Raw genomic sequence first — 26,450 nt, forward strand, 5'->3', positions numbered from 1 at the left:
CAACGGTCACCTCAGCCCCCCCCCGCGCCCCGGCCGCGGTGCAGCGTGACCGGTGTGAGGTACGTCCGCCCGCGGGCCTCCCGGACGGTGACCCGCACCGCGTCCGCGGTCACCGGGGCGGGCAGCGCGAGGATCCGCCGGTGCCCGACGGTGGTGCCGCGCGCGAGCGTCGTCCACGTCCCGCCGGTCCGCGCCGCCACCTCGAAGCGCTCCACCCGCTGCCCGTGGCGGAGGTCCTCGCCGAGCCCGATCCGGTCGAAGGTCCACGGCCCCGGGCCGGCCTGCCGCAGGTCCGTGCCGTACGTGGCGCGCACGGCCGTGCCGAAGGCGGTGAGCGAGGCGACGTCCTCGGCGGCGATCCGGCCGTCCCTGGCGGGCGGGACGTTCAGCAGCAGCGAGGCGTTGCGGCCCACGCTCTTCTCGTACAGGTCCGTCAGCCGCGCCGGCGTCCTGGGCCGCTCACCGGGGTGGTGGAACCAGCCGGGGCGCAGCGAGACATCGGCCTCGGCGGGGTACCACTGGAGGTACTTGGTGGTGGGCGCGAGGAGCTTGGCGCGGGAGCCGATGTCGGGGTCGGTGGAGTCGTTGGGCAGCCCGCCGGCCAGCACCGTCCACGGGTCCTGCGCGGAGGGGGTGACGCTCCACTCGGTCTCGCGGGCGGTGCCGTTCTCGTTGCCGACCCAGCGGGCGCCCTGCGGCCCGGCGAAGACCACGGTGTCCGGGGAGAGCCGGTGGATCAGCCGGAACCACTCGGTGACGTTGTACTTCTGGGTGATGCCGGAGTCCGACCAGGGGTTCGCGCCGTCCAGCCACAGCTCGTCGAGCGGGCCGTACTGGGTGAACAGCTCGTAGACCTGGTTGAGGTAGTAGGCGTCGTAGTCGTCCGCCCGTACGCGGAAGGAGGGCAGCTTGCCGCTGCGGACCGCGGCGGCACGGTCGTCACCGGGGACGAGGGTGGGAATGACGCGCTCGGTCACCTCGCTGCCGTTGCCGAAGCGGCCCAGGCCGCGCGGGGCGTGGTCGCCGTCCTCCAGGGCGACCCGCTCGGGCAGGCTGAGCGGCCGGCCCTCCTGCTCCTTGCGGCGGATCTCCTCGACCCAGCGGGCGTGCCAGGCGTGCGGGAGTTCCGCACCGTCGGACGGCGAGAGGTAGAGGCCGACCTTCAGCCCGGCCCGGCGGGCGGCCCTGACGTACGCGCCGACGACATCGGGCCGGCCGGGGGCGGCCGCGACCGAGTGCGGGGTGTAGCGGCTCGGGTAGAGCACGAACCCGTCGTGGTGCTTGACGGTGAGCATCACCTGCTCGGCGCCGGCCGCCTTGTACGCGCGCATCCACTGGTCGACGTCGATGCGGGACGGCGCGAACAGCTTCTCGTCCTCGGCGCCCGAGCCCCACTCCCGGTTCGTGAAGGTGTTCATGCCGTAGTGCGTGAAGGCGGTGACCTCCCGCTGCTGCCAGGCGAGTTGGCCCTTGGTGGGGACGATGTGGGCGGCCTTGTCGATGACGCGTTCCGGGGTGTCGCAGGGCTCGACCGTCATCTGGGACGCGGGGCGCACCGGCCCCGTGCAGGGGCCGGTGGCCGGGGACGACCGGGCCAGGGAGCTCTGGGCGGGGACGAGCGCGGCGGCCGCGGTGAGCGCGAGCGCGCACAGGGCCCGCCGGATGCTGCGGAGTGCCATGGTTCCCTCCACCTCGCCGAACCATGACGAGCACGGGACAGCCCGCTCGAATGGTCGGATGTCTGGATGGTGTCCAGGGCATGGTGCCGGACGGCGCGGCATACCGGAAGGGTGCGCACAGGGCCCGGAGCGAAGACTCGCTCAGCGGTTTCCGTCGGCCAATTCCCGCATCAGCGCGTGCAGTCGGGGCGAGGCGGCCAGCTCTTCGAGGGTCTGCGGGTGCCCGTCCGGCCCGGCGATCGGAAGCCGCCAGTTCGGGTATTCATCCCATGTCCCGGGGAGGTTCTGCGGGCGACGGTCCCCCACGGCGTCGGGCAGCCAGACGCCGACCATCCGCGCCGGGGTCCGCAGCAGAAAGCGGTGCACGGCCCTGACCGCCGCCTCCTCGTCGCCCGGGCCCTCCGGAAGCAGCCCGCGCCGCGTCAACTCCCCCAGCCATTCGGCGAGTTCACCCCGGGCACGGGACCGTTCGCGCTCCGCGGGCCCGGCGAGCAGCCCGAGCCGGGCCCGCAACGCGACGTCCTCGCCGGTCAGCCGGGCGGCGGTGGAGGGCAGGTCGTGGGTGGTGACGGTGGCCAGGCAGTCGCTGCGCCACTCCTCCGGGGCGAGGATCCGGGCCTCGTCCGGCGCTTCCCGGCCGTCCGCGGCGTCCGCGGTCCCGGGGGCCGCGCCGGCCGGGTCCGCCCCGTCGCCGCCGGCCCGCCGCCCGCCGCCGTAGTCCCGCTCGAACCACAGCACCGAGGTGCCCAGCACCCCGCGCTCCGCGAGCGCCTCGCGCACCCCCGGCTCGACGGTGCCCAGGTCCTCGCCGATGACCGCGGCGCCGGCCCGGTGCGCCTCCAGGGCGAGCACCGAGAGCATCGCCTCGCCGTCGTAGCGGACGTAGGCGCCCTCCGTCGGCGGCCGGCCCTCCGGGACCCACCACAGCCGGAACAGCCCCATCACATGGTCGATGCGCAGCGCACCGGCGTGCCGCAGCAGCCCGCGCAGCAGTTCCCGGTACGGGGCGTAGCCCGCGGCGGCCAGCGCGTCCGGGCGCCAGGGCGGCAGGCCCCAGTCCTGGCCGCGGGCGTTGAAGGCGTCGGGCGGGGCACCGATGGACATGCCGGCGGCGAAGGCGTCCTGCTGGGCCCAGGTGTCGGCGCCGGAGGGGTGGACGCCGACGGCCAGGTCGTGGACCAGCCCGACGGCCATCCCGGCCTCCCGCGCGGCACGCTGCGCGGCGGCCAGCTGCTGGTCGGTGTACCAGGCGAGCCGGCAGTGGAAGTCGATCCGGTCCCGCAGCCGCGGCCGCAGCCGGGCGGTGTCCGCGGACCGCGGGGAGCGCAGCCCGGCGGGCCAGCGGCGCCAGTCGGGGCCGTGCCGTTCGGCGATCGCGTACCAGGTGGCGTGGTCCTCCAGGGGCCGGCCCTGCTCGGCGAGGAAGTCGCAGTACGCGGCCCGCCGGCCCGGGCTGAGCGGGACCGCGACGAGCAGCTCCAGGACCTCGCGCTTCAGCGCCCACACCGCGTCCCGGTCGATCAGCGCGCCCGCTTCGAGCACCTCGCCGCGCAGCGCACGGGCCCGGGCGGCCAGCTCGTCGGCGCGCAACCGGTCGGCGCCGGCCAGCCGGACGTACTCCGGGATCTGCTCGATGCGCAGGTGGACCGGGTCGGGGAAGCGGCGCGAGGAGGGCCGGTAGGGGGAGGGGTCGGTCGGCGGGCCGGGGACGGCCGCGTGCAGCGGGTTGAGCTGGACGAAGCCGGTGCCCAGGGCGCGCCCGGACCAGGCGGCGAGGTCGGCGAGGTCCCCGAGGTCGCCCATGCCCCAGGACTGCCGGGACAGCAGGGAGTAGAGCTGCACCAGGAAGCCGTGACTGCGGCCGGGGGGTGCGGGTACCCGGTCAGGAGCGACGATCAGCGGGGCGCGGGCGGCCCGGCCGTCGGGGGCCTTGGCGTGCAGGACGTGGACGCCCGGCGGCAGCAGCCGCGCGAGCGCCGCGGCGGCGGGCGCCGCGGGGCCCTGGAGGACCTGCTCGTCGGCCTCCCCGTACTCGGTCTCCACCCGCAGGGCGGTGCCCTCGGGGAGCTCCGGGAGGTCGGGGGGCCGGCCCGGACGGGCGACGACGGTGCGCGGCAGCAGGGCGCTGCCGGGGCCGTCCTCGTACGCGGCCAGGGCGGTGCGGACGGCGTGCGGGGTCGAGGCGTCGACGCCTAAGGCGGCGAGCACGGCGACGACGGTGTCGTCGGCGATCTGGACACTTCTGCCCGGTGCGGGTCGGTACGACGTCGCGATGCCGTGCAACCGGGCGAGCCGCGCGCGGCCCATCGGCCCTCAGACCTCCATGGACTCCGTGCCCAGGCCGGCGGCTGTGGGCTCGCTGGTCAGCGGCAGCTCGGCGGCGATCGGGACCTCACTGGTCAGCGGGGCGGCGTCGGCGAGCGGGGGCTCGCTGGTCAGGGGCGGCTCCACGAAGCTGAAGGACCCGGAGCCGTCCAGGCCGGAATCGGGGTCGGAGACCCCGTCGTACGGATTGCGCTCCACCGTCGCACCTCCCGGTTTGGAGGACAGAGCGTCGAGGAGAAGCTGAGCGGATGCGGCCACGAGGGCCTCCCGTTCATCGGTAATGGGACAGGTGGGCCCTACCCACTCGACACGATCGCAGACTTAACTGCTCACGAAACGTGACTCAGGTCACATTATCCCGCACGCAGGCGATTTCACTGCACGGAACGCCGGAAGGCGCGAAGAACGCGGTGCGAGCGGGCCTCGCGACGGAAGTTCTGCGGCCCGGCGGCCCCCGTCGCCCCACCCGAAGCATCGTCCGGAACCCGCCCATACAGGGCCCTCCGAGGCCCCCGGTATCGCCCGGTTGACACCCTCACCGCCACAATGGTGGGCTCACCGCCGAAGGTCTGTCCGAACGGACATCGGCGGGAAACCGGGGAATCAGGGGACATCGGGGTGCCGGCGGGAAACCGGCGGGCAGCCGGACGGGGACGAGGAGCAGCCGTGCGAGGCCGGGGCGTGTGGGGCGTCGGAAAAATCGGTAGGAGCGGCAGGGCGGTCGGCGCGAGCGCCCGTGCGCGGGTCGCGGGGACCACCGCACTGGCCGCCGCGGTCATCGGGGGTCTGCTGGGCGGCGTGCCCACCGCCCAGGCGGCACCCGCCGACCCCGCCGTCGGCGGCCCCGGCCAGCCGGACGGCACGGACCGGTCCGCCGGCGCGGGCCAGGTGCCCGCCGTCTGGCCGCGCCCCCAGTCACTGCAGGAACTCGGCAGCGCCGTCCCGCTGGGCCGGGAGGCCGTCCTGGTGGCGGCCCCGGACACCGACCCCTACACGCTCGACGTGCTGCGCGGACTGCTGCGCGACGCCGGCGTGCGCACCGTCCGGGAAGTGACCCCCGGCGACCGGCTGCCCGACGCCGGGCCGGTGTTCCGCGTCGGCGGAACCCAGGCCGAGGACGCGCTGCGCGCGCTGCGCGCACCGGCCCGCGGGGACCTGCCCTCCGGCGGCTACCGGCTGGCCGTGGGCCGGCTCGCCGGCCGCGACACCGTCGCCCTGGCCGGGGTCGGCCCGGACGGCCTCTTCCACGCCGCGCAGACACTGCGGCAGCTGGTCACCGGCGGGGCGGGCGACCGTGAGGTGGCGGCGGTGACCGTGCGGGACTGGCCCGGCACGGCGGTGCGCGGCACCACCGAGGGCTTCTACGGGCAGCCGTGGAGCCGGGCGCAGCGGCTCGCCCAGCTGGACTTCATGGGCCGCACCAAGCAGAACCGCTACCTGTACGCGCCGGGCGACGACCCCTACCGCCAGGCACGGTGGCGCGACCCCTACCCGGCCGCGCAGCGGGCCGACTTCCGGGCGCTGGCCGAGCGGGCCCGCGCCAACCACGTCACCCTGGGCTGGGCCCTGGCCCCCGGACAGGGCCTGTGCTTCTCGTCCCAGGAGGACCTGCGGGCGCTGCGGCGCAAGGTGGACGCCATGTGGGCGCTGGGGGTGCGCTCCTTCCAGCTCCAGTTCCAGGACGTCAGCTACGACGAGTGGCACTGCGGCGACGACAAGGACGCCTTCGGCACCGGCCCGCGGGCCGCCGCCAAGGCGCAGGCGCGGGTCGCCAACGCGCTCGCCGACCACCTGCGGGAGCGCCACCCGGACGCCGGGCCACTGTCGCTGATGCCGACCGAGTACTACCAGGACGGCGCCACGGAGTACCGCAGCGCGCTCGCCGAGGCGCTCGGCGAGCGGGTCGAGGTGGCCTGGACCGGCGTCGGGGTGGTCCCGCGGACCATCACCGGCACCGAACTGTCCACCGCCCGCCAGGCGTTCGGCCACCCGCTGGTCACCATGGACAACTACCCCGTCAACGACTACGCCCAGGACCGGATCTTCCTCGGCCCCTACCGCGGCCGCGAGCCGGCCGTCGCCACCGGCTCGGCGGCGCTGCTCGCCAACGCCATGGAGCAGCCGCTCGCCTCCCGCATCCCGCTGTTCACCGCCGCCGACTACGCGTGGAACCCGCGCGACTACCGGCCGGCGGAGTCCTGGGACGCGGCCATCGACAATCTGGCGGGCGGCGACCCCCGGGCCCGCGCGGCCCTGCGCGCACTGGCCGGCAACACCTCGTCCTCGCTGCTCAACCGCCGCGAATCGGGCTATCTGCAGCCGCTGATCGAACGCTTCTGGCAGACCCGCGAGACGGCCGTCAACAGCGGCCGCCCCGGCAAGGACGAGGACTTCGCCGCGGCCGCCAAGGCGCTGCGCGCCGCCTTCCACGCCATGAGCGCCGCCCCCGACGACCTCAGCCCCGACCTGGCCGCCGAAATCCGGCCCTGGGCCGCGCAGTTGGCGCGCTACGGCAGCGCCGGCGAGCAGGCCGTGGACACGTTGACGGCGCAGGCCCAGGGCGACGGGGACGCCGCCTGGGCCGCCCAGCGCGCGGTGCAGCGGCTGCGCAAGGAGATCGGCCGGAGCCCGGCGACGGTCGGCAAGGGCGTGCTGGCGCCCTTCCTGGAGCGCGCGATGACCGAGGCGGACGCCTGGACCGGTGCCCGCGGGACGACGCCCCGGCCCGTAGGGGGCGCCGGCGCGGCCGCCCTCACCGTTCCCTTCGAGCGGGCCCGGCCGCTGACCGCGGTGACCGCGCTGACCGACCCGGGCCCGTCCGCGGGCGCCGTCTCCCTGGAGGCGCACGTTCCCGGCGAGGGCTGGCGGCGCCTCGACACGCTCTCCCCGACCGGCTGGACCGAGGCGGAAACGCCCCGGCTGAGCGCCGACGCGGTCCGCCTGACCTGGGCCCACGGCGCGGACGCCCCGTCCGTTCACGCCCTCACCCCGTGGTTCGGGGACACCCCTGCGGCCGGTCTGGAGCTGTCCCGCAAGGCGACGGACGCACAGCCGGGCGGCAGCGCGACGGTCGACGCCCGGCTCTTCTCCCGCCGCCCCCGCGACGTCCGCGAGAAGCTGTCGGTCAAGGCCCCCAAGGGCTTCACCGTGCACGCGCCGAAGGAGGTCACCGCCCCCCGGGGCGGCACCGCCACGGTCCGCATCGCGGTCGACGTCCCCGAGGACGCCCCGTCCGGCACCTACGAGGTCCCGGTGTCCTTCGGCGGCGAGCAGCAGACGCTGACCGTACGCACCTATCCGGCCACCGGCGGCAAGGACCTGGCGCACGGCACCGTCGCCACCTCCTCCGGGGACGAGACGTCCGACTTCCCGGCCTCCGCGGCCACCGACGGCAACCCGAAGACCCGCTGGTCCTCCCCCGCCGACGACAACGCCTGGCTCCAGTTCGCGCTGGCCCACCCGACCCGCCTCGGCCGGGTCGTGCTGACCTGGCAGGACGCCTACGCGGCCCGCTACCGCATCCAGGTCTCGCCGGACGGCCACAGCTGGCGCACGGCCGCCACGGTGCAGGACGGCAAGGGCGGCCGCGAAGAGGTCAGGATGGACGCCAAGGACGTCCGCTTCGTCCGTATCCAGGGCGACAAGCGGGCCACCCGCTTCGGATACTCACTGTGGTCGGTGGAGGCGTACGCGGTCACCGGCGGCGACCGGCCGACGACGGACTGAGCGCCGCCGGTCACCCACCGCCACGGAGGCGGAGCCGTCGGCCGCGACGGCAAAAGCCCGACGGCACACGGCCGTCGGGCCCCTCCCGTACGTCCTCCTGCGTACGAAAGCCCGGACTACGCCGATACGGCGTCGATCCGGGCCAAGGCGTCATCCGCGCCGTACGGCTGCAAATACGGCAGCCAGCGCGGGTCACGATGCCCCGTGCCGATGATCCGCCACGCCAGTCCTGACGGCGGGGCGGGCTGATGACGCAGCCGCCAGCCGATCTCGGCGACATGGCGGTCGGCCTTGACGTGGTTGCAGCGCCGGCAGGCGGCGACGACGTTCTCCCAGGTGTGCTGACCTCCGCGGCTGCGCGGGATGACGTGGTCGACGCTGGTTGCGACGCCACCGCAGTACATACAACGCCCGCCGTCACGCGCGAACAGCGCACGGCGGGTCAGGGGGACGGGGCCACGAAAGGGCACCCGCACGAACCGCTTCAAGCGGACCACGCTCGGAGCAGGAATGACTCGGGTCGCGCTGTGCATCAGGGCGCCGGATTCCTCAAGGCTGACGGCCTTCTCATTGAGGACGAGGATGAGCGCACGGTGGAGCGGTACGACGCCGAGCGGCTCGTACGACGCGTTGAGGACCAGGACATGCGGCACGGGTGCCTCCTTGTACGCCGGCGGCGCGTGGCTCGCGCCGGGACGATCTCTCCACAGTGTCCCCCGGTGCCTGGTCGGAGCGCCACCATGACCGAGTAACGGGCCGGAGGTGTTTTCCACCACACCCCGGTATCACCCTCCAGATACGGCTCATTCCGGCCGCCCGGGGACCTCCCGTCTCGAACATGGGCACGGACCGCCCTCGTTGCCCCGTTAGTGTGGTTGGTCTGCCCGGTCGCCGGGGCTCCCATTCCGGCCGGGCCTGGTGTGTCCCACACGGAAGGTTCGACTGTGTTCTGGTCCGCTTCGCCGGCCGCTGCCGCGCCCCTGAGCGCCGCAGCCGGTTCAACCGGCCCGACCTCGCTCGACGAGGCCACGGAGAAGGCCACCAACTTCGCCGACTGGGTGCAGCAGAACTGGGGGACGTGGCTCACGTCCGGCCTGCAGATCCTGCTGATCATCGTGATCGCGGCGGTCCTCCGCCATGTGATCCGCCGCACGATCACCAAGCTCATCGAGCGGATGAACCGCACTGCGGCCGCCGCGCAGGGCACCGCGCTGGGCGGTCTGCTCGTCAACGCCGAGCGCCGGCGCCAGCGCTCCGAGGCCATCGGCTCGGTGCTGCGCAGCGTCGCCTCGTTCGTGATCATGGGTACGGCCGCGCTGACCGTGCTCTCCGTGCTCCAGATCAACCTGGCACCGCTGCTGGCCAGCGCCGGTGTGGCCGGTGTCGCGATCGGCTTCGGCGCCCGCAACCTCGTCACGGACTTCCTCTCCGGCGTCTTCATGATCCTGGAGGACCAGTACGGCGTCGGTGACGAGATCGACGCGGGGGTGGCCACCGGCACGGTCATAGAGGTCGGCCTGCGGGTCACCAAGCTGCGCGGACCGAACGGCGCGATCTGGTACATCCGCAACGGCGAGGTCAAGCGGATAGGCAACCTCAGCCAGGGCTGGTCGACCGCCGCGGTCGACGTGCTCCTCGCCGCCGACCAGGACCTGGAGCGCGCCCGCCAGACCATCACCACGGTCGGCGAGGAGATGTCCAAGTCCGAGCCGTGGAACGAGCAGTTGTGGGAGCCGGTGGAGGTGCTGGGCCTGAGCGAGGTGCACCTGGAGACGGTGACCCTGAGCGTCGCGGCCCGGACGATGCCCGGCAAGGCGCCGGGCGTCGAACGGGAGCTGCGCTGGCGCATCAAGCGGGCGCTGGACGCCGCCGGGGTCCACCTGGCGCCGCGCCCGGCCCCCGAGGAGGAGGACGAGGCCGCCGCCGACCCCACGGCCGCCGTCGCCGCCCCCTCGGCCCTCAGCAACCCGACGTCGCCGCAGTCCCTGGCGTCGGATCCGCTCACGGCGCCGAAGATCGGGAAGTAGCCGCCGGGCCCGGACCTTTCAGGGGAGGGGCGTACCGCTTGAACGCGGTACGCCCCTCCCCTTCGTCGTGCGTGGGGGCCGGTGGAGCGGGGCACCGGGCGCCGGCAACTCGCCCCGCGCAAACCATTGACGCCGCCTTGAACGCCCGCTTACCTTCCTGTCATCGATTGGAAGGTTTCTTAACAGATGCTGGTGGTCGTCCGGACCTCCGGTGAACGGGGTGACAGACATGGCCGGTGGGCAAGGAGCGCAGGGGACCCCTGGGACACCGCGGGTGTTGCGGGCCATGAACGACCGCGCCGCGCTCGATCTTCTGGTGTCGCAGGGCCCGCTGACCCGTACGCAGATCGGCGAGCTGACCGGGCTGTCGAAGCCGACCGCCTCCCAGCTGCTGGCCCGGCTGGAGGCCGCGGGACTGGTGCGCACCACCGGGAACGTCACCGGACGGCCGGGGCCCAGTGCGCAGCTCTACGAGATCGACCCGGGCGCGGCGCACGTCGCGGCGCTGGCGGTCGACCAATTGGGCATCACCGCAGCCGTCGCCGATCTCACCGGGCAGGTGCTCGGTGAGGAGCGGGTCGACACCGACGCCGTGGGCGAGGACGTGCCGAACCGGACGGCGCGGCTGGTCGCCAGGGCCGTCGACGGGGCGCTGGCCAAGGCCGGTCTGGCGCGTGAGCGGCTGCACGGCGCGGTGATCGGCACCCCCGGCGCGCTGGACCCGCAGACCGGCCGGCTGCGCTACGCCCCGCACCTTCCCGGATGGCACTCGCGGGCGCTGAAGGAAGAGCTGGCGGAGGTCCTGGGCACGCCGATCACCATCGAGAACGATGTGAATCTGGCGGCGGTGGCCGAGCAGCACGACGGCGCGGCGCAGGACTTCGACGACTTCGTGCTGGTCTGGGCCGACGAGGGGGTCGGCGCCGCGATCGTGCTCGGCGGTCAACTGCTGCGCGGGGCCACCGGTGGCGCGGGCGAGATCGGCTACATGCCGCTGCCCGGCGCCCCGCTGGCCCGGGGCGGTGACCGCAGCGCCGCACAGCCGGACGCCGGCGGCGGCTTCCAGCGGCTGGTCGGCTCGCCGAGCGTGATCGAACTGGCCCGGGAGTACGGGGCCCCGGACGTCCACACCGTCGAGGAGGCGCTGGAGCGTGGCGACGTACGGGAAGAGGTCGCCCGGCGGCTGGCCACCGGGCTGGCGGCGGTGGTCGCGGTCGTCGACCCACGGCTGGTGGTGCTCTCCGGCGAGGTCCCGCAGGCCGGCGGGGAGGCACTGCGGGCCCTGGTCGAGGAGGAGTTCACCGGGCTCGCGCTGCCCCGGCCCACCCTGCGCCTCAGCGATATCGGCGGCAACCCGATCCTCATCGGCGCCCTGCGGACCGCGCTCGCGGATGCGCGCGACGCGGTGTTCGACACCACGGGCTGAGCCCGCGATTCCACGGCACCTCCACCTCACCGACTCCCCCTGCCGTAAAGGAAGTCCGCCATGCCGATTTCGCGTCTGCGCCACCGGCTTTGGGCCGCGCTGGCCGGCGCCGGGCTGCTCGTATCGGGCTGTGCCAATCCCGGCGTGGGCAGCGACCGCGACGATCCGACCGCACCGGTCACCCTCACCTTCTGGCACGGCTGGTCGACGCCGGGCGAGGTGAAGGCCCTCAACGACAGCGTCGCCCGTTTCGAGAAACGGCACCGCAACATCACGGTGAAGGTGGTCCCCAACGTCACCGACGAGACGATGAACCAGGCGCTGCGGGCCGGCGGGAGTGACGCGCCCGACGTGGTGTCGTCGTTCACCACCAACAATGTGGGGCAGTACTGCTCGTCGGGGATGTGGGCGGACCTCGACCCCTTCCTGAAGAAGACCGGGGTGGACAAGAAGCGTGTCTTCCCCAAAACCCTGCTGGATTACACGAGTTACCGGGGTCGGCAGTGTGCGCTGCCGCTGCTCGCGGACTCCTACGGCCTGTACTACAACAAGGACGCCTTCAAGAAGGCGGGCATCACCCGTCCGCCGCACACCATGTCCGAGCTGAAACGGGACGCCGTCAAACTCACCGAACGCACCGAGGACGGCACGTACCGGCGGGTGGGTTTCATGCCCGACTTCCGCCTCTACCAGAACAGTCCGGACCGGATGTTCGCCCAGTGGGGGCCGCGGTACTTCGACGCGCACGGCAAGGCACGGCTCGCCGAGGACCCGGCGAGCAAGCAGTTCTTCGCCACCGCCCGCGCACTCGTCGACGCACAGGGCGGCTACGGCGCGCTGGAGAAGTTCCGGACCACCTTCGGCGACGAGATGTCCTCGCAGAACGCCTTCCTGACCCAGAAGCTGGCCATGCACATGGACGGTGAATGGCGCGGCCTGATGCTCAAGGACGCCAAGGCGCCGTTCCACTGGGACACCGCTCCGATGCCGGTGCCGGACGATCGGGCCGACACCTACGGCCGGGGCTATCTGACCGGCACGGTATTGGGCATCGCCCACAGCAGCCGCCACCAGAACGCAGCCTGGGAACTGGTGCGCTACCTGACCACGAACACCGATCAGGTGGTGCGGTTCGCCAATGCCATCCACAACGTGCCGTCCACCAAGGCGGCACTGAAATCGCCGAAGCTGGACGCCGATCCGACCTTCCGCACCTTCCTCGACATCGCACAGAACGCGCACAGCGTCGCGCTGCCGCCGTCCACCAACGGCGGGCAGTACGTCACCGCGCTGCAGGACTTCTCCTATGCCGTGGAGGCCGGCAAGGTCCCCGACCTCGCCAAGGGCCTGCGCGGGCTCGACGCGCAGATCGACGCCGACAACCTCCAGTCCGAGAACTGACCCGCCGATGACCTCCGAGAGCTGACGGAGCACCCCATGGCAACCACCACCCCCGCGCCGGCGCTGCGGCGCAAGCGCACCCGCGCGCGGCTGCGCACCCTCGGGTTCCTCTCCCCCTGGCTCATCGGCTTCTCGGTCTTCTTCGGCTATCCGCTGATCGCCACCGTCTACTTCTCCTTCATGCACTACAACCAGATCCGGCCGCCCGCATTCGTGGGCCTGCGGAACTGGAGGTACGTCCTGACGCAGATGCCGCTGTTCGGCCCCGCGCTGTGGAACACGCTGTGGCTGGTCGTGGTGATGGTGGCGCTGCGGGTGGTCTTCGGCCTGGGCATCGGCATGCTCGTCACCAAGATCAAATCTGGCGCGGGATTCTTCCGCACGGCCTTCTACGTGCCGTATCTCGCACCCCCGGTGGCCGCCACCGTCGCCTTCGTCTTCCTGCTCAACCCCGGTACCGGCCCGGTCAACGAGATCCTCGGGGCGGTCGGCATCCCCGCCCCCTCGTGGTTCAACGACCCCGACTGGGCCAAGCCCTCGCTGGTGATGCTGTCGCTGTGGGGCATCGGCGACCTGATGGTGATCTTCATGGCGTCGCTGCTGGACGTCCCCAAGGAGCAGTACGAGGCCGCCGAGCTGGACGGGGCCGGCGCCTGGGGGAAGTTCCGCTACGTCACCTGGCCGTCCATCACCCCGATCGTGATGTTCGCGGTGGTCACCGGTGTTGTCCAGACCATGCAGTACTACACCCAGGCGCTGGTCGCCGGGAAACTCGCCTCCGGTGTCTCCATCGGCCCGGGCACGGTGATCCAGCCCGGCTACCCGGACCACGCGACCCTCACCGTCCCCCAGCTCGTCTACTCGCTGGGCTTCCAGAACTTCAACACCGGCGCGGCGTGCGTGCTCTCCCTCGTGCTCTTCGCCCTGGCCATGGCCGTCACCACCCTGCTGATGCGCAAGCGCGCCGGCCTGCTCGCGGCGGAGGACTGATCCGGGATGACCACCACGACGCTCACCACACGCCCCGCCCCGGCCCGTACCGGCGCCACCGGCGACCCGGCCGCCCGCGCCCGCGCCCGCCGCTCCCGTCTGCTGCACTGGATCGCCGTCCACACCGTCGCCGTGGCCGCCGCGCTCTTCTTCCTGCTGCCGTTCGTCTTCGTCTTCCTGACGTCCGTGATGAGCGACAACCAGGCGATGAGCGGCGAACTGTGGCCGCACGAGTGGCACTGGTCGAACTACCTCACCGTCTTCCGGACACCCGGCTTCCTGGACTGGTGGAAGAACTCGCTGCTGTACGCCGGGCTGGGCACCCTCCTCACCGTCTGCTCGGCCGTCCCCGTCGCCTACGCCCTCGCCAAGTTCCGCTTCCGGGGCCGCCGCACCGCGATGATCCTGGTCATCTCGACCATGATGCTGCCGCCGCAGGTGATCGTGATCCCGATGTATCTGGTCTGGGCCCAGCAACTGCACCTGGCGGGCTCGCTGTGGCCGCTGATCATCCCGATGGCGTTCGGCGACGCCTACTCCATCTTCCTGCTGCGGCAGTTCCTGCTGACGATCCCCCAGGAGTACCTGGAGTCGGCGAAGGTCGACGGCTGCGGGGAGCTGCGCACCCTGCTGAGGATCGTCGTGCCGATGGCCAGACCGGGCATCGCCGCCATCGCCCTGTTCCAGTTCTTCTACTGCTGGAACGACTACTTCGGCCCGCAGATCTACGCGGCCCAGAACCCCGCCTCCTGGACGCTCTCCTACGGGCTGGAGTCCTTCAAGAGCGCGCACAGCGTCAACTGGAACCTCACCATGGCGGCGACGCTGCTGGTCATGGCGCCGGTCATCATCGTTTTCTTCCTCGCTCAGAAAGCCTTCGTCGAAGGCGTCACCCTCACCGGAGTAAAGGGCTGATCGCGCATGCTGCCGTCTTCTGCAGGACGCCTCCCGCACCGCCGCGTCAAACTCGCCGTGGTCGGCGGCGGCTCGACCTACACCCCCGAGCTCATCGACGGCTTCGCGCGCCTGCGCGACGTCCTGCCGCTGGAGGAACTGGTCCTGATCGACCCGGCCCTGGACCGGCTGGAGATGGTGGGCGGGCTGGCCCGACGGATCTTCGCCAGGCAGGGCCACCCGGGAAGGATCTCCTGGACCGACGACCTCGACGCCGGTATCGACGGCGCCGACGCCGTGTTGCTGCAACTGCGCATCGGCGGCCAGGCCGCCCGCAACCAGGACGAGACCTGGCCGCTGGAGTGCGGCTGCGTCGGCCAGGAGACCACCGGCGCGGGCGGCCTCGCCAAGGCGCTGCGCACCGTCCCCGTCGTCCTGGACATCGCCGAACGCGTCCGCCGCCGGAACCCCGACGCCTGGATCGTCGACTTCACCAACCCCGTCGGCATCGTCACCCGCGCCCTGCTCACCCACGGGCACCGGGCCGTCGGCCTGTGCAATGTGGCGATCGGCTTCCAGCGCAAATTCGCCAAGCTGCTGGGCGTCGCCCCCGACCAGGTCGAGCTGGAGCACATCGGCCTCAACCACCTGACCTGGGAGCGGTCCGTACGCGTCGCCGGCGAGGACATCCTGCCCAAGCTGCTCGCCGAACACGGCGAGACGATCGCCGGCGACCTGCGTCTGCCGCGCACCCTCCTCGACCACCTCGGTACCGTCCCCTCCTACTACCTGCGCTACTACTACCAACACGACGCCGTCGTCGAGGAGTTGCGCAGCAAGCCCTCCCGTGCGGCGGAGGTCGCCGCCATCGAGCGGCAACTCCTGAGCCTGTACGGCGACCCCGCGCTCGACGAGAAGCCGGAGCTGCTCTCCCGGCGCGGCGGCGCCTTCTACTCCGAGGCGGCCGTGGCACTCACCTCCTCCCTGCTGGGCGACACCGGCGACGTTCAGATCGTCAACACCCTCAACAACGGCACCCTCCCCTTCCTCCCCGACGACGCGGTGATCGAGGTCCCCGCGGCGGTGGACGCCGCCGGCCCCGCCCCCCTGCCCGTACGCCCCCTGGAGCCCCTGTACGCCGGACTGATCGCCAACGTCACCGCCTATGAACACCTGGCCCTGGAGGCGGCGTTGCGGGGCGGCCGGGAGCGGGTCTTCTCCGCCCTGCTCTCCCACCCGCTCATCGGCCAGATCGACTACGCCGACCGGCTCACGGACGAGCTGATCGCGCACAACCGGGAGCACCTCACGTGGGCCTGACCGGCACGGCGCTCGCCATCGACGCGGGCAACAGCAAGACCGACGTGGCCCTGGTGGGCGCGGACGGCAGCGTCCTCGGGACGGCGCGGGGCGGGGGCTTCCAGCCGCCGCTGGTGGGCGCCGCCCGCGCGGTCGACGTCCTGGCCCCCCTGGTGGAAGCCGCCCTCGACCGGGCCGGCCTGGGCGGCGCCGGCCCCGTCGACCGCCTCTCCGCCTTCCTCGCCAACGTCGACCTCTCCGCCGAGGAGACCGTCCTCACCGCGGAGATCACCGGCCGCGGCTGGGCCCGCTCGGTCGGCGTCCGCAACGACACCTTCGCGCTGCTGCGGGCCGGGCTGCCGGACGGCGGCGAGCCGGTCGGCGTCGCCGTGGTGTGCGGCGCCGGCATCAACTGCGCCGGTGTGGGCCATGACGGCGCCACCGCCCGCTTCCCCTCAATCGGCCGGATCTCCGGCGACTGGGGCGGTGGCTCCTTCCTCGCCGACGAGGCGCTGTGGTTCGCGGCCCGCGCCGAGGACGGCCGCGGCGAGGCCACCGAACTGGCCCGCGCCGTCCCGGCCCACTTCGGTCTGTCGACGATGCTGGAACTGATCGAGGCGCTCCATCTGCACGCCATTCCCGAACGCCGCCGCCATGAACTGGCGCCGCTGCTCTTCGCCGTGGCGGACTCCGGCGACCCGGTCGCCCGCGCCGTCGTCGCCCGCCAGGCCGAGGAGATCGCCCTGATGGCGACCGTCGCCCTGCGCCGCCTCGATCTCCTCACCGAGCCCACTCCCGTGATCCTCGGCGGCAGCGTCCTCGCCGCCCGTCACCCCCTCCTCCACGACCGCGTACTCCGCCTGCTGTCCGAACACGCTCCCAAAGCCGTACCGCACGTGGTGACCGCCCCGCCGGTCCTGGGCGCGGCCCTGGACACCCTGGACCGAGGAGCAGCGGACGAAGCGGCCTACGCCCGGCTGAGAGGAGCCTGGGAGCAGGGCCCATCCGGCCCCGAACCGCGGGACGTGCCCTAGCCGATCCGCACGCTGTCCCCCCGCCGTGTCTCGATGCGTTCGCCCGGGGCCAGGAGGAGGGACGGGGGGTGGTCGGCGGGGGACGGGGGCGCGGTGGGGGGATGGTCCCGGTGGCGTTCCGTGACGATCGCGACGGGTTGGTCGGTGTCGTTGATGATCAGGGTGGCGGAGCCGTCGATGCGGTGGTCGAGCGGATAGCTGCCGGCCGGGTCGACGTACGTGGTGCCGCCGATGGTCAGGAATCCGCTGGCCGGGGGCTCCGGCGAGGTGGGAAGGCCGTTTCGGGGGTTGAGAGGGGCGAGGGTTTTCTGCCTGCGGCGCATGGTGTTCTCCGATTCGTCGGGCGCGGGCGGGGCCCGCGCCCGTCGTGTGTCGTACTCGACTTCGTCACTGAGAGTAGTCGGAGAGGGGTGCCGTCGTCAGCGGCGCGCGGGATGACGGGGAGGGCGCTCGGCACGTCGAGCGCGCCCCCTGCTGACCGCCGGGCCCGGCCACCGCGCGGCAGGACGAGGCCGGCCGGCGCCCGCAGGCCGGACCAAGCCGGCCGGGCTCAGTCGTCGTGCGGCAGGGCGAGGTCGCGTACGTGGCCGGCGAGAAGGAGGACGGCGGCGTCGACGGCGGCCTGGGGATCCCGGTCCCGGATGGCGTCGGTGAGGCGGGAGTGCGGATCGGTGGCGGCCGCGGTGGCGGTGTCCAGGCAGGCGGCGCGGCGGAGTTCCTCGCGCAGAGCCGCGCTGAGGGAGCGGTAGATGTCGGCGAGCACGGGGTTCGCGCCGGCCTCGGCGACCAGCACGTGGAACGCGGCGTCGGCGGCGGTGAAGGCATCCGCGTCGTGTGCGGCGAGCGCGGCGTTGCGGCGGGCCAGCGCCGCTTCGATGCCGGCGAGCTGGGCGTCCGTACGGTGCTTGGCCGCCTGCCGGGCGGCGACCACGTCGAGGCCCTGGCGGACCTGGGTGACATGGCTGAGTTCGGCGCGTTCCAGGCGCCGGCGGAGCGCGGCCGCGCTGTCGTCGTCGGAGATCACGAAGGTGCCGTCGCCCTGCCGGGGTTCGAGGAGCCCGGAGTGGACCAGGGAGCGGACCGCCTCGCGTACCGAAGCCCGGCTGACCCCGAGGCTTTCGGAGAGCGCGTTCTCGGGCGGGATCCGGCTGCCCACCGGCCAGGTCCCGTTCACGATCTGGGCGCGGATCTCGTCCGTCGCGGTCTCCACGAGCGACACCCTGCCCTTGCCGACCGACCGCACGGGGCCACGCTCCCTTCGCTCACCTCGTCATCCGTGTCACCTGATGTCTGATGACTCTGCGGTCACTGTAATGCGCGGCCGGGGCGCCGCGGCGGGCCGGCCGCGGCGCGGCCCGCGCGGATCGCGATCCGAACAAGATCGGGCCAAGAGCCGTGTGGTTGTCAGTGGCTGCGGACATACTGCTGCCCATGCACCGGTCCTTGTCGTGAGCGCTCTCGGGCGCCGGGCGTGGGCCGGACCCGCAGTCAGCGACCAGGGGGAGGTTCCGTGTCGTCCGTGTCGACCAGCAGCGTGGCGCCGCCCGCCCCGGCGCGCCGGCCGGCCTGGGCCGAAGGGCTGGACGAGCTGCGCGCCGCGGCGACGACCGAGCCGGGCCGGCTGCGGGTGATAGGCGCCGTCCTCGCGCTGCTGGTGGTGCTGTTCGGCGCCGTCACGGCCTGGCAGGTCACGGACCGGGCGGCGGCCGCGGACGACGTGGTGGAGCACAGTCAGCCGCTGACGGCGGACGCGGCGAGCATCTACCGCTCGCTGGCGGACGCCGACACCACGGCCGCCGGGGGCTTCCTCGCGGGCGTGGAGGGCAGCGCGGCGACCCGTGACCGCTACGACCGCGACATCGCGACCGCGGCGGAGCTGCTGGCCAAGGCGTCGCGCAGCAGCGGCGGTTCGGACGACGCGGGCGAGCAGATCGCCCGGCTCAACCGGCAGCTGCCGCGCTACACGGGACTGGTGGAGACGGCCCGCGCGAACAACCGCCAGGGGCTGCCGCTGGGCGGCGCCTACCTGCGGTACGCCAACGAGCGGATGCGGACGGAACTCCTGCCGGCCGCCCGGGCGTTGTACGACGCGGAGACGCAGCGACTGGCGGCGGACTACGCCGACGCCGAGGCCCGGCCGTGGGCCGCGGTGGCCACCGGCGCGGCGGCGGTCGGCGCGCTGGGCTGGGCGCAGCGGCGCCACTACCGGCGGACGAACCGCGTGTTCAACCGCGGGCTGGTGGCCGCGACGACCACTTCCGTCGCGGTGCTGCTGTGGCTGGTGGCAGGGCATGTGGTGGCGCGCGCGGAGCTGACCGCCTCGTACGAGCACGGCGCCCGGTCGCTGCGGGTGCTCAACGAGGCGCGGATCGACGCGCTCCAGGTGCGCGGCGACGAGAATCTGACCCTGGTGGCGCGCGGTGCGGTGCTCACGGGCGACCAGCAGGATTTCTACGAGGCCGGTTTCCGTTCGGGGATGAAGGACCTGGCCGGTACGGGTGATCATGGTGCCGCGGCGGCGGGAAGCAGACTGGGCAGGGCGCTGGCGCTGGCGGACGACGAGGCGGGGCGGGACCCGGTGCGCGAGGCGCTGACGCAGGTACGGCAGTGGCAGGCCCGGCATGCCCAGGCGCGGGCGTCGGACGAAAAGGGCGACTACGAGCGGGCGTTGGCGAAGGTCATCGGCGCGGACGGCTCCACCGGTGAGTCGTTCGACCGGGTGGCGGCCGGGCTGCAGAAGGCGCTGGTGCACGAACAGGGGGAGTTCCGGTCGGCGGCGGACAAGGGGCGCGGGGCGCTCGGCGGGCTGCCGGTCGGCACCGGGGTGCTGGCCGCGCTGGGCGCGCTGGGCGCGATCCTGGGGATCGGGCGCAGGCTGGCGGAGTACCGGTGAGGAGGACGGGTGAGGGGGACATGAACGGGCGCGCGCGAGGGCTGCGGAATCTGCGTGCCGTCCTGGCACCGGTCGCGGCCGGGATGTGTGTGATGGCGGCCGCGGCGGCGGTACTGGTGCCGGCGCTGGGCAGCGCCGAAGGGCACGACAAGCCCGGCGGTGGCGCGTCGTCCCCGTCGGCCACGCACCACGCGTACGGGCCGGGTTCGGCACCGGCGGCGCCGGCCGCCGCGGCCTGCACCGCGGACCACGCCGCCGCGAGCCTGCGGCCGTCGTCCGACGGCGGCCCGGCGGTGGACCGGATCAAGGAGAAGGGCCAGCTGGTCGTGGGCGTCGACCAGAACACCTACCGGTGGGGGTACCGCAATCCGGCCACCGGCAAGCTGGAGGGCTTCGACATCGATCTGGCCCGGGCCGTCGCCGCCGACATCCTGGGCCCGGACGCCAAGGTCGTCTTCAAGGCGGTGCCGACCAACCAGCGGATACCGGCGCTGCAGAAGCGCGCGGTCGACATGGTGGTGCGCACGATGACGATCAACTGCGCGCGCAAGCAGAAGGTGGCGTTCTCGACCTCGTACTTCCAGGCGGGGCAGCAGGTGCTGGCCCCGAAGACGTCCACGGTCAAGGCGTTCGACGGTTCGCTGCGCGGCAAGCGGGTGTGCACGGCCGCGGGTTCGACGGGTGAGTCGGAGCTGGCGGCGCAGCGGCACGGCGCCAAGGTGCTGACGGTGCCCAACCAACTCGACTGCCTGGTGCGGCTCCAGCTCGGCCAGGCGGACGCGGTGGTGACGGACAACGCGCTGGCCGCGGCGCAGGCCGCGCAGGACCCCACGGTGGAGCTGAAGGGCAAGCCGTTCACCGACGAGTCGTACGGCGTGGCGATGAACAGGGACGACACGGACCTGGTGCGGCGGGTCAACAAGGTGCTGGACGACTACCGGGGCGACGGCAGCCCCGACAGCCCCTGGATGCGGGCGTACCGCACCTGGCTGCGGGCCGATATGCCGGGGATATCCGGGCCGCCGTCGCCGGAGTACAGCGACTGACCACCAGGGGGGGCGTGCGGGGCGCGAACCGCCCCAAGGAGCGGTGTAGGTCGCTGATCGCCGCATGGAGCGGCCCGATGACGTTCACTATGGAAGAGAAGGAGGAAGCGCAAGGAGCCGGAACCGCAGCAGCCACCCGGTCACAGCAATCGCCGTGCACCGTACGCGTATTGGAGAGGTGATCGATGGGGGTCCCTGGACCCGTCCCCGGTTCTCCGGGGATGCCCGATGCCCCGGTGCTGGACCGGGAGGAGGTGGACCGCGCCCTGGCCCGGCTCGGCGCCGAGTACGAGGCGATCGAGACCTCCTTGCTGGCACTGCAGGACCACGCCGGCCGCCGGCTGCTGGAGGGCGCCGATCTGTCGGGCACCACCAAGGAGCGCTGGGCCGCCACCGAGCGGTCCATCACGGTCCTGTGGTCGCTGTTCGACGCGTACACGGCGACGCTGGAGGCGGCGCGCGAGGTGCGGGCGCGGCGGCGCTGGCCGTCCCCGGAGGACCTGGCGGAGCTGACGGGGCTGCTGCGGGACGACGGGGTGACGGTCCCCGGGGCGGCCGACGGGGAGACCGGCCGGGAGAGCGGGCCGGCCGTCCGCGGCGAGCGGTACAGCCTGGAGGAGCTCGTCGACCGGATGAACGGGCTCTACGCACGGTCGCTGGACGTGATCGTGGCCGCCGACGCGGTCTGGTCGGCGCTCCCTGCCCGGATAGACCTGCTCTCCGCCGAGCTGCAGCGCACCCGCTCGCTGGCGCACTCGGTGGGGGTGCGGCCGGGCGAGCATCCGGCGGGCGACGACCTGGAGCGGATCACGGACGAGCTGGCGCGGCTGCGCGCCCAGGTGATCGCCGATCCGCTGGCGTTCTGGGTGTCGTCGTCGACGGGGAGTTCGGCGCCGGGCGGGGGGCGCCCGGACACCGGCCGCTACGACCGCGCGGCGCGGGCGCTGGAGGACATCCGGCGGGAGGTGGCGGCGGTGCTGGACGTCCGGCAGGACGCGGAGCACCGGCTGATGCAGCTGCGCGACGTGCTCTCGCGGGCCGACCGGACGCTGACCGAGGCGCGGCAGGCACGCGGTGAGGTGCTGGCGAAGATCGCGGCGTCGGAGGTGCCGGCCGTCAGCGGTCCGCCCACGGCCCTGCACGAGCAGCTGGCCGCGGCCGCGGAGTACCGCAGGCGGTCGCTGTGGCACCGGCTCTCCCCGCTGCTGGACAGCCTGGAGGAGCGGGCCGAGGACGAACTCCACCGCGCCCGCGAGTCGTTGACCGCGGTCACCGCGCCGCTGGCGGTGCGCGCCGAGCTGCGCGGCCGGCTGGACGCGTACCGCGCGAAGCTGGCGCGGCACGGCCTGGCGGCGGATCCGCTGCTGGTGGAGCGGTACGACATCGCCCGCCGGATGCTGTGGAGCGCGCCGTGCGACCTCCGGGCGGCCGAGCACGCGGTGTGGCGCTATCAGCAGGCGGCAGCGGAGGCGCTGGCTCCGCAGCAGGTGGAGGGCAAGGGGGAGTCGTGACGGAGCGGACGGAGGGGAGCTGCCAGCGGCGCGGCTGCGCGGGCGGGTACGAGGACGTCGGCGGCGGCGAGCTGTACTGCGACCTGTGCGGGCTGGCACCGGTCGTCTCGCCGGGCGGCCTGCTGTCCTCGCTGCCCACGGACCTGACGGGCCGTGCTTCGGGGCACGCACCGGCGGGCCGGGACGCGGCCGGTGCACTGCTGACGGTCCCCTCCCCCGGCCCCGGTTCCGGCTCCACCCCGGCGTCCCGGCGCTCGGCGTCGTCCCGGCGCTCGGTCTCCGGCCGGCTGTCGCGCTCCCCGTCGGACGGCGGTTCGGCGGGCGGCCGGGCGGCGGTGTCGGTGCGCGGCGCGAGCAGCGGCGCGTCCTCCGGGTCGGCACGCGGACGGCTGGGCGCGGGCCTGGTGACGGTGCCCCAGGTGCCGCGGCCCGATCCGCGGACGGCGGTGCTGGAGCACCCCGAGGTCCCCGAGCGCAAGCGGTTCTGCAGCCGCGCCGACTGCGGCGCCCCGGTGGGCCGGTCGCGCGGGGAGCACTTCGGCAGCACGGAAGGGTTCTGCACCAAGTGCGGCCATCCGTACAGCTTCGTGCCCAAGCTGCGCCCCGGTGAGATGGTGCACGGCCAGTACGAGGTCGTGGGCTGCCTGGCGCACGGCGGGCTCGGCTGGATCTATCTGGCGATCGACCGCGCGGTCTCCGACCGGTGGGTGGTCCTCAAGGGACTGCTGGACACCGGCGACGAGGAGGCGCTGGCGGTGGCGATGTCCGAGCGGCGCTTCCTCGCCGAGATCGAGCACGCCAACATCGTGCGGATCTACAACTTCGTCGAGCACCTCGACCGGGGCACCGGCAGCCTCGACGGCTACATCGTCATGGAGTACGTCGGCGGCAGGTCGCTCAAGGACCTCGCCAACGACCGGCGCACGCCCCAGGGGAGGCGCGATCCGCTGCCCGTCGAGCAGGCGTGCGCCTACGGCATCGAGGCGCTGGAGGCGCTCGGCCACCTGCACGGCCGCGGCTTCCTGTACTGCGACTTCAAGGTCGACAACGCCATCCAGCAGCACGACCAGCTCAAGCTGATCGACATGGGCGCGGTGCGCAGGATGGACGACCACGACAGCCCGATCTACGGCACCATCGGCTATCAGGCGCCCGAGATCGCGGCACTGGGCCCCTCGGTCGCCTCCGACCTGTACACGGTCGCGCGCACCCTGGCCGTCCTCACCTTCGACTTCCAGGGCTACACCAACGTCTTCGCGGACTCCCTGCCCGACCCGGACAACATCGAGGTCTTCCGCACCTACGAGTCCTTCTACCGGCTGCTGGTGCGCGCCACGGACCCGGACCGGGCGCGCCGGTTCGGCTCCGCGGAGGAGATGGCCGAGCAGCTGACCGGGGTGCTGCGGGAGGTGGTGGCGCTCCAGACGGGCGAGCCCCGGCCGGCGCTGTCCACCCTCTTCGGGCCCGAACTGCGCGCGGTGGACACCGAGGTGCTGGCCCCGCAGGAGGGCGACAGTTCGCTGCTCGGGGCGCGGGGCGCGGCACCGTCCTTGCCCCGGCGGGCGGAGCCCGGCGCTCCGGTCCTGCGTCCCCTGGACGTCGCCGGTGCCGCCCTCGCACTGCCGGTGCCGCGGGTCGATCCGGCCGACCCGAACGCCGGGCTGCTGGCCGGGCTGCTGACCGCCGCCCCCGCCGAACTGCTGGGCGCCCTGCGCTCGGCGCCCACCGACTCCCTGGAGGTCCGGCTGCGGGAGCTGCGCGCCCATCTGGAGGCGGGCGACGGCACGGCGGCGCGGGCGGTGTCGGAGGCGATCGCGGCGGAGCCCGCCGACCCGTGGGCCACCCCGGTGGCGGGCGGCGGGACCGCCGGCGAGTGGGGCGCCGACTGGCGGGTGGTGTGGCACCGCGGCCTGGTCGCGCTCGCCACCGGGGACCGCGAGGGCGCCGCGCTGGCCTTCGACGCGGTCTACGACGCCTTCCCCGGCGAGCCGGCGCCGAAGCTGGCACTGGGCATCTGCGCGGAGCTGCTGGGCCAGTTGGACAACGCCGTGGAGTACTACCGCCTGGTGTGGGCGGCCGACCGCGGCTACGTCAGTGCCGCGTTCGGGCTGGCCCGGGTGCGGCTGGCGGCGGGCGACCGTACGGGCGCGGTCGAGGCGCTGGAGTCCGTACCGGAGTCGTCCATCCACTACACCGCGGCGCGGAGCGCGGCGGTCCGCGCCCGGCTGCGGCAGCGCGCGCCGTCCGATCCGCTGCTGGCGGATCTGCGGGCGGCCGCCCGGCAGGTCGAGGCGCTCGCCGGCTTCGGCCTGGACGCCGAGTGGCGGGAACAACTCGCCACCGAGGTACTGGGCAGCGCCCTGGACTGGGTACTCTCCGGTAGCCACGGTGCCGCGGCGGACGGTGAAACAACCGCGCACGGACGGCCGGCGCTGCTCGGCAGCCCGCTGGACGAACGCGGTCTGCGGTTCGGCCTGGAGCGGTCGTACCGCCTGCTGGCGCGGCTGGCGCAGCGTGGCGAGAGAAGGATCGAGCTGGTGGAACGGGCCAACCGCTTCCGCCCCAGGACGTGGGTGTGACATGGGTGTGACTGGGCCGTCCCGTTGTGCGGGGTGCGGTGGACCGCTCGACGCGGGGGACAAGTTCTGCGGCCGGTGCGGTGCCGACCTCCTGACACCGGCCGCACCGCCGGGGTACGGCGCGCCCGCGGGCCAGGGGGCGCCGGCCGTCCCTCCGGTGCCGCCGCTGCCCCCGGTGCCGCCCGCTCCCCCGGTGCCGCCCGCCCCGCCCGCAGCGGCCCCGGCTGCCGGACCCGCCGGCCCGCCGCCCCCGGACCCCACGACCCGTCTGCCGTACGCGAGTCAGGGCGACGCGCCGCTGCCGGACGGCGCCCCCGCCGCGGCCGGCTCCGCGACGCCGGACGGTCCGCCGCCCGCCGATCCCCGGGTGGCCGGATACGAGGTGGTCGCCGACGCCGCCGCCGAGGCCGCTTCCGGCGCGCCGCGGCCGGCGGCCCGGCCCGCCGGCACCCCCGCCCGGGGCACCCGACTGTGCCCCCTCTGCCGCTCCGGCGCGGTGGACGAGGACGGCCGCTGCGAGCGGTGCGGGCACGCCCGGCCGCGCGCCCGCGACCACATGGAGCGCGAGCTGGCGGGCCTGGCGGCCGTGAGCGACCTCGGCCATCGCCACCACCGCAACGAGGACTTCTTCGCGCTGCGGTCCGCCGCGCTGCCGGACGGCGCCCCGGTCGTGGTCGCCGTCGTCTGCGACGGCGTGTCCTCGGCGACCCGCCCCGACGAGGCGTCCCAGGCGGCGTCGGAGGCCGCCGGCGAGGCGCTGCTGGCCTCGCTGCCGCGCGGGACGCACCCCCAACAGGCCATGCACGAGGCCGTCCTGGCGGCCTCCGACGCGGTGGACGCGCTGGCCGCCGACCCCGCGCAGGCACACGACGAGCACCGCCAGCAGAACGCCCCGGCCTGCACGTTCGTGGGCGCGGTGGTCGGCGGCGGGCTGCTGACCGTCGGCTGGGTCGGTGACAGCCGCGCCTACTGGATCCCCAACGACCGTACGGCGCCGCCGGTCCGGCTCACCGAGGACGACTCCTGGGCCGCGCAGATGGTCGCCAACAACCTGATGTCCGAGGCCGAGGCGAACGCCGACGAGCGCGCGCACGCCATCACCGGCTGGCTCGGCGCCGACGCGTACGAGGTCGAGCCGCACACCGCGTCGTTCAAGCCGGACGGGCCCGGCCTGGTGGTGGTGTGCACGGACGGGCTGTGGAACTACGCCGAGTCCGCGGAGCAGATGGCCGCGGTGCTGCCGTACGACGCTCCCGTCCGGCCGCTGGACGCCGCCCGGGCGCTGGTGGCCCACGCCCTCGAAGGCGGTGGGCACGACAACATCACGGTGGCGCTGGTGCCGTTCCCCGCGCCGGCGGCAGGGGCCACGGCCTGACCGGCGGGGCACGGCCCGGCCGACGGAGCCCGGCGCACCGGCGCGCGGCGCACGGGCCGGTCGCGGGAGAACCGTGACCGGCCGTGTGGGATTGATCATTCCCGCGCCGGGCGGCCCGTCGCCGCGGGGCCCGTGACGGCCTCTCCCGCGGGTGTGCGGGCGGGCCGTGCGGACGGCCGCTGCCGCCGCTCCCCCGGCGGGCAATCCGCAGGTGGCACACGGCACGCGGAAAGCGGAACCGGTAC

At 73.9% G+C, this 26,450-nt stretch carries 19 protein-coding genes; 13 read left to right on the forward strand and 6 right to left on the reverse strand.

The window, feature by feature from the left end; all coding sequences use genetic code 11:
* Window positions 1-11: 11 nt before the first annotated feature.
* The 3 genes from OO62_RS03725 to OO62_RS03735 all read right to left on the reverse strand — a co-directional run bounded on the left by OO62_RS03725 (window position 12) and on the right by OO62_RS03735 (window position 4,262).
* Window positions 12-1,679 carry an alpha-L-fucosidase gene (locus OO62_RS03725; RefSeq protein ID WP_033265705.1) on the reverse strand — a complete coding sequence of 556 codons (1,668 nt, stop codon included), beginning with the start codon at window positions 1,677-1,679 and terminating at the stop codon, window positions 12-14.
* Between the two features lie 141 nt (window positions 1,680-1,820).
* Window positions 1,821-3,986, reverse strand: a complete 2,166-nt coding sequence (gene malQ / locus OO62_RS03730) for a 4-alpha-glucanotransferase (protein ID WP_033265706.1) — start codon at window positions 3,984-3,986, stop codon at window positions 1,821-1,823.
* 6 nt (window positions 3,987-3,992) lie between these two features.
* Window positions 3,993-4,262: a hypothetical protein gene (locus OO62_RS03735; protein WP_033265707.1), complete on the reverse strand. Its 270-nt coding sequence runs from the start codon at window positions 4,260-4,262 to the stop codon at window positions 3,993-3,995.
* Window positions 4,263-4,766: 504 nt separating this feature from the next.
* Between OO62_RS03735 and OO62_RS03740 the strand changes: the two genes are divergently transcribed.
* Complete coding sequence (locus OO62_RS03740; protein WP_033265792.1) at window positions 4,767-7,730, forward strand: glycoside hydrolase family 84 protein; 2,964 nt, start codon at window positions 4,767-4,769, stop codon at window positions 7,728-7,730.
* Window positions 7,731-7,846: 116 nt separating this feature from the next.
* Here the strand turns inward: OO62_RS03740 and OO62_RS03745 are convergent, their stop codons facing one another.
* On the reverse strand, window positions 7,847-8,383 hold the full coding sequence (locus OO62_RS03745; protein ID WP_033265708.1) for an HNH endonuclease: 537 nt from the start codon (window positions 8,381-8,383) through the stop codon (window positions 7,847-7,849).
* Between the two features lie 291 nt (window positions 8,384-8,674).
* Here OO62_RS03745 and OO62_RS03750 point away from each other — a divergent pair, with 291 nt between their 5' ends.
* The 7 genes from OO62_RS03750 to OO62_RS03780 all read left to right on the forward strand — a co-directional run bounded on the left by OO62_RS03750 (window position 8,675) and on the right by OO62_RS03780 (window position 16,801).
* Entirely contained in the window at window positions 8,675-9,757 is a 1,083-nt protein-coding gene (locus OO62_RS03750) for a mechanosensitive ion channel family protein (RefSeq protein WP_033265709.1), read from the forward strand.
* Between the two features lie 286 nt (window positions 9,758-10,043).
* Complete coding sequence (locus OO62_RS03755; RefSeq protein ID WP_033265793.1) at window positions 10,044-11,183, forward strand: ROK family transcriptional regulator; 1,140 nt, start codon at window positions 10,044-10,046, stop codon at window positions 11,181-11,183.
* Window positions 11,184-11,243: 60 nt separating this feature from the next.
* Window positions 11,244-12,584, forward strand: coding sequence for an ABC transporter substrate-binding protein (locus OO62_RS03760; RefSeq protein ID WP_033265710.1), 1,341 nt, complete (start codon window positions 11,244-11,246; stop codon window positions 12,582-12,584).
* A 36-nt stretch (window positions 12,585-12,620) separates the two neighbouring features.
* Window positions 12,621-13,574, forward strand: coding sequence for a carbohydrate ABC transporter permease (locus OO62_RS03765; RefSeq protein ID WP_033265711.1), 954 nt, complete (start codon window positions 12,621-12,623; stop codon window positions 13,572-13,574).
* 6 nt (window positions 13,575-13,580) lie between these two features.
* Window positions 13,581-14,489, forward strand: coding sequence for a carbohydrate ABC transporter permease (locus tag OO62_RS03770; RefSeq protein ID WP_033265712.1), 909 nt, complete (start codon window positions 13,581-13,583; stop codon window positions 14,487-14,489).
* A 6-nt stretch (window positions 14,490-14,495) separates the two neighbouring features.
* On the forward strand, window positions 14,496-15,788 hold the full coding sequence (locus tag OO62_RS03775; protein WP_051732624.1) for a 6-phospho-beta-glucosidase: 1,293 nt from the start codon (window positions 14,496-14,498) through the stop codon (window positions 15,786-15,788).
* Window positions 15,779-16,801 (forward strand): N-acetylglucosamine kinase, encoded by a 1,023-nt coding sequence (locus OO62_RS03780; RefSeq protein ID WP_033265714.1) that lies wholly within the window; start codon window positions 15,779-15,781, stop codon window positions 16,799-16,801. The genes OO62_RS03775 and OO62_RS03780 overlap by 10 nt, the downstream gene beginning before the upstream one ends.
* On the opposite strand, the gene OO62_RS03785 is transcribed toward OO62_RS03780, so the two are convergent.
* Window positions 16,798-17,124, reverse strand: coding sequence for a hypothetical protein (locus OO62_RS03785; protein ID WP_033265715.1), 327 nt, complete (start codon window positions 17,122-17,124; stop codon window positions 16,798-16,800). The genes OO62_RS03780 and OO62_RS03785 overlap by 4 nt on opposite strands.
* Before the next feature lie 227 nt (window positions 17,125-17,351).
* Entirely contained in the window at window positions 17,352-18,011 is a 660-nt protein-coding gene (locus OO62_RS03790; RefSeq protein ID WP_228332450.1) for a FadR/GntR family transcriptional regulator, read from the reverse strand.
* 309 nt (window positions 18,012-18,320) lie between these two features.
* Here OO62_RS03790 and OO62_RS03795 point away from each other — a divergent pair, with 309 nt between their 5' ends.
* From OO62_RS03795 to OO62_RS03815, 5 genes are all read left to right on the forward strand, one after another.
* Window positions 18,321-19,694 (forward strand): hypothetical protein, encoded by a 1,374-nt coding sequence (locus OO62_RS03795; protein WP_033265794.1) that lies wholly within the window; start codon window positions 18,321-18,323, stop codon window positions 19,692-19,694.
* Between the two features lie 20 nt (window positions 19,695-19,714).
* Window positions 19,715-20,740, forward strand: a complete 1,026-nt coding sequence (locus tag OO62_RS03800) for a glutamate ABC transporter substrate-binding protein (RefSeq protein WP_033265717.1) — start codon at window positions 19,715-19,717, stop codon at window positions 20,738-20,740.
* 185 nt (window positions 20,741-20,925) lie between these two features.
* Window positions 20,926-22,251, forward strand: coding sequence for a hypothetical protein (locus tag OO62_RS03805; protein WP_051732627.1), 1,326 nt, complete (start codon window positions 20,926-20,928; stop codon window positions 22,249-22,251).
* Window positions 22,248-24,830: a serine/threonine-protein kinase gene (locus OO62_RS03810; protein ID WP_033265718.1), complete on the forward strand. Its 2,583-nt coding sequence runs from the start codon at window positions 22,248-22,250 to the stop codon at window positions 24,828-24,830. The genes OO62_RS03805 and OO62_RS03810 overlap by 4 nt, the downstream gene beginning before the upstream one ends.
* Window position 24,831: 1 nt before the next feature.
* Window positions 24,832-26,205 carry a PP2C family protein-serine/threonine phosphatase gene (locus tag OO62_RS03815; protein ID WP_033265719.1) on the forward strand — a complete coding sequence of 458 codons (1,374 nt, stop codon included), beginning with the start codon at window positions 24,832-24,834 and terminating at the stop codon, window positions 26,203-26,205.
* Window positions 26,206-26,450: the final 245 nt, after the last annotated feature.

Origin of the sequence: Streptomyces lydicus (assembly GCF_000717345.1) — a bacterium.
GTDB classification, from domain to species: domain Bacteria; phylum Actinomycetota; class Actinomycetes; order Streptomycetales; family Streptomycetaceae; genus Streptomyces; species Streptomyces lydicus.

Coding starts and splice junctions, on each gene's coding strand:
- OO62_RS03725 (WP_033265705.1), bottom strand. CDS start 1,679: ATGGCACTCCGCAGCATCCGGCGGGCCCTGTGCGCGCTCGCGCTCACC.
- malQ (WP_033265706.1), bottom strand. CDS start 3,986: ATGGGCCGCGCGCGGCTCGCCCGGTTGCACGGCATCGCGACGTCGTAC.
- OO62_RS03755 (WP_033265793.1), top strand. CDS start 10,044: ATGAACGACCGCGCCGCGCTCGATCTTCTGGTGTCGCAGGGCCCGCTG.
- OO62_RS03760 (WP_033265710.1), top strand. CDS start 11,244: ATGCCGATTTCGCGTCTGCGCCACCGGCTTTGGGCCGCGCTGGCCGGC.
- OO62_RS03765 (WP_033265711.1), top strand. CDS start 12,621: ATGGCAACCACCACCCCCGCGCCGGCGCTGCGGCGCAAGCGCACCCGC.
- OO62_RS03770 (WP_033265712.1), top strand. CDS start 13,581: ATGACCACCACGACGCTCACCACACGCCCCGCCCCGGCCCGTACCGGC.
- OO62_RS03775 (WP_051732624.1), top strand. CDS start 14,496: ATGCTGCCGTCTTCTGCAGGACGCCTCCCGCACCGCCGCGTCAAACTC.
- OO62_RS03785 (WP_033265715.1), bottom strand. CDS start 17,124: ATGCGCCGCAGGCAGAAAACCCTCGCCCCTCTCAACCCCCGAAACGGC.
- OO62_RS03800 (WP_033265717.1), top strand. CDS start 19,715: ATGAACGGGCGCGCGCGAGGGCTGCGGAATCTGCGTGCCGTCCTGGCA.
- OO62_RS03805 (WP_051732627.1), top strand. CDS start 20,926: ATGGGGGTCCCTGGACCCGTCCCCGGTTCTCCGGGGATGCCCGATGCC.
- OO62_RS03815 (WP_033265719.1), top strand. CDS start 24,832: ATGGGTGTGACTGGGCCGTCCCGTTGTGCGGGGTGCGGTGGACCGCTC.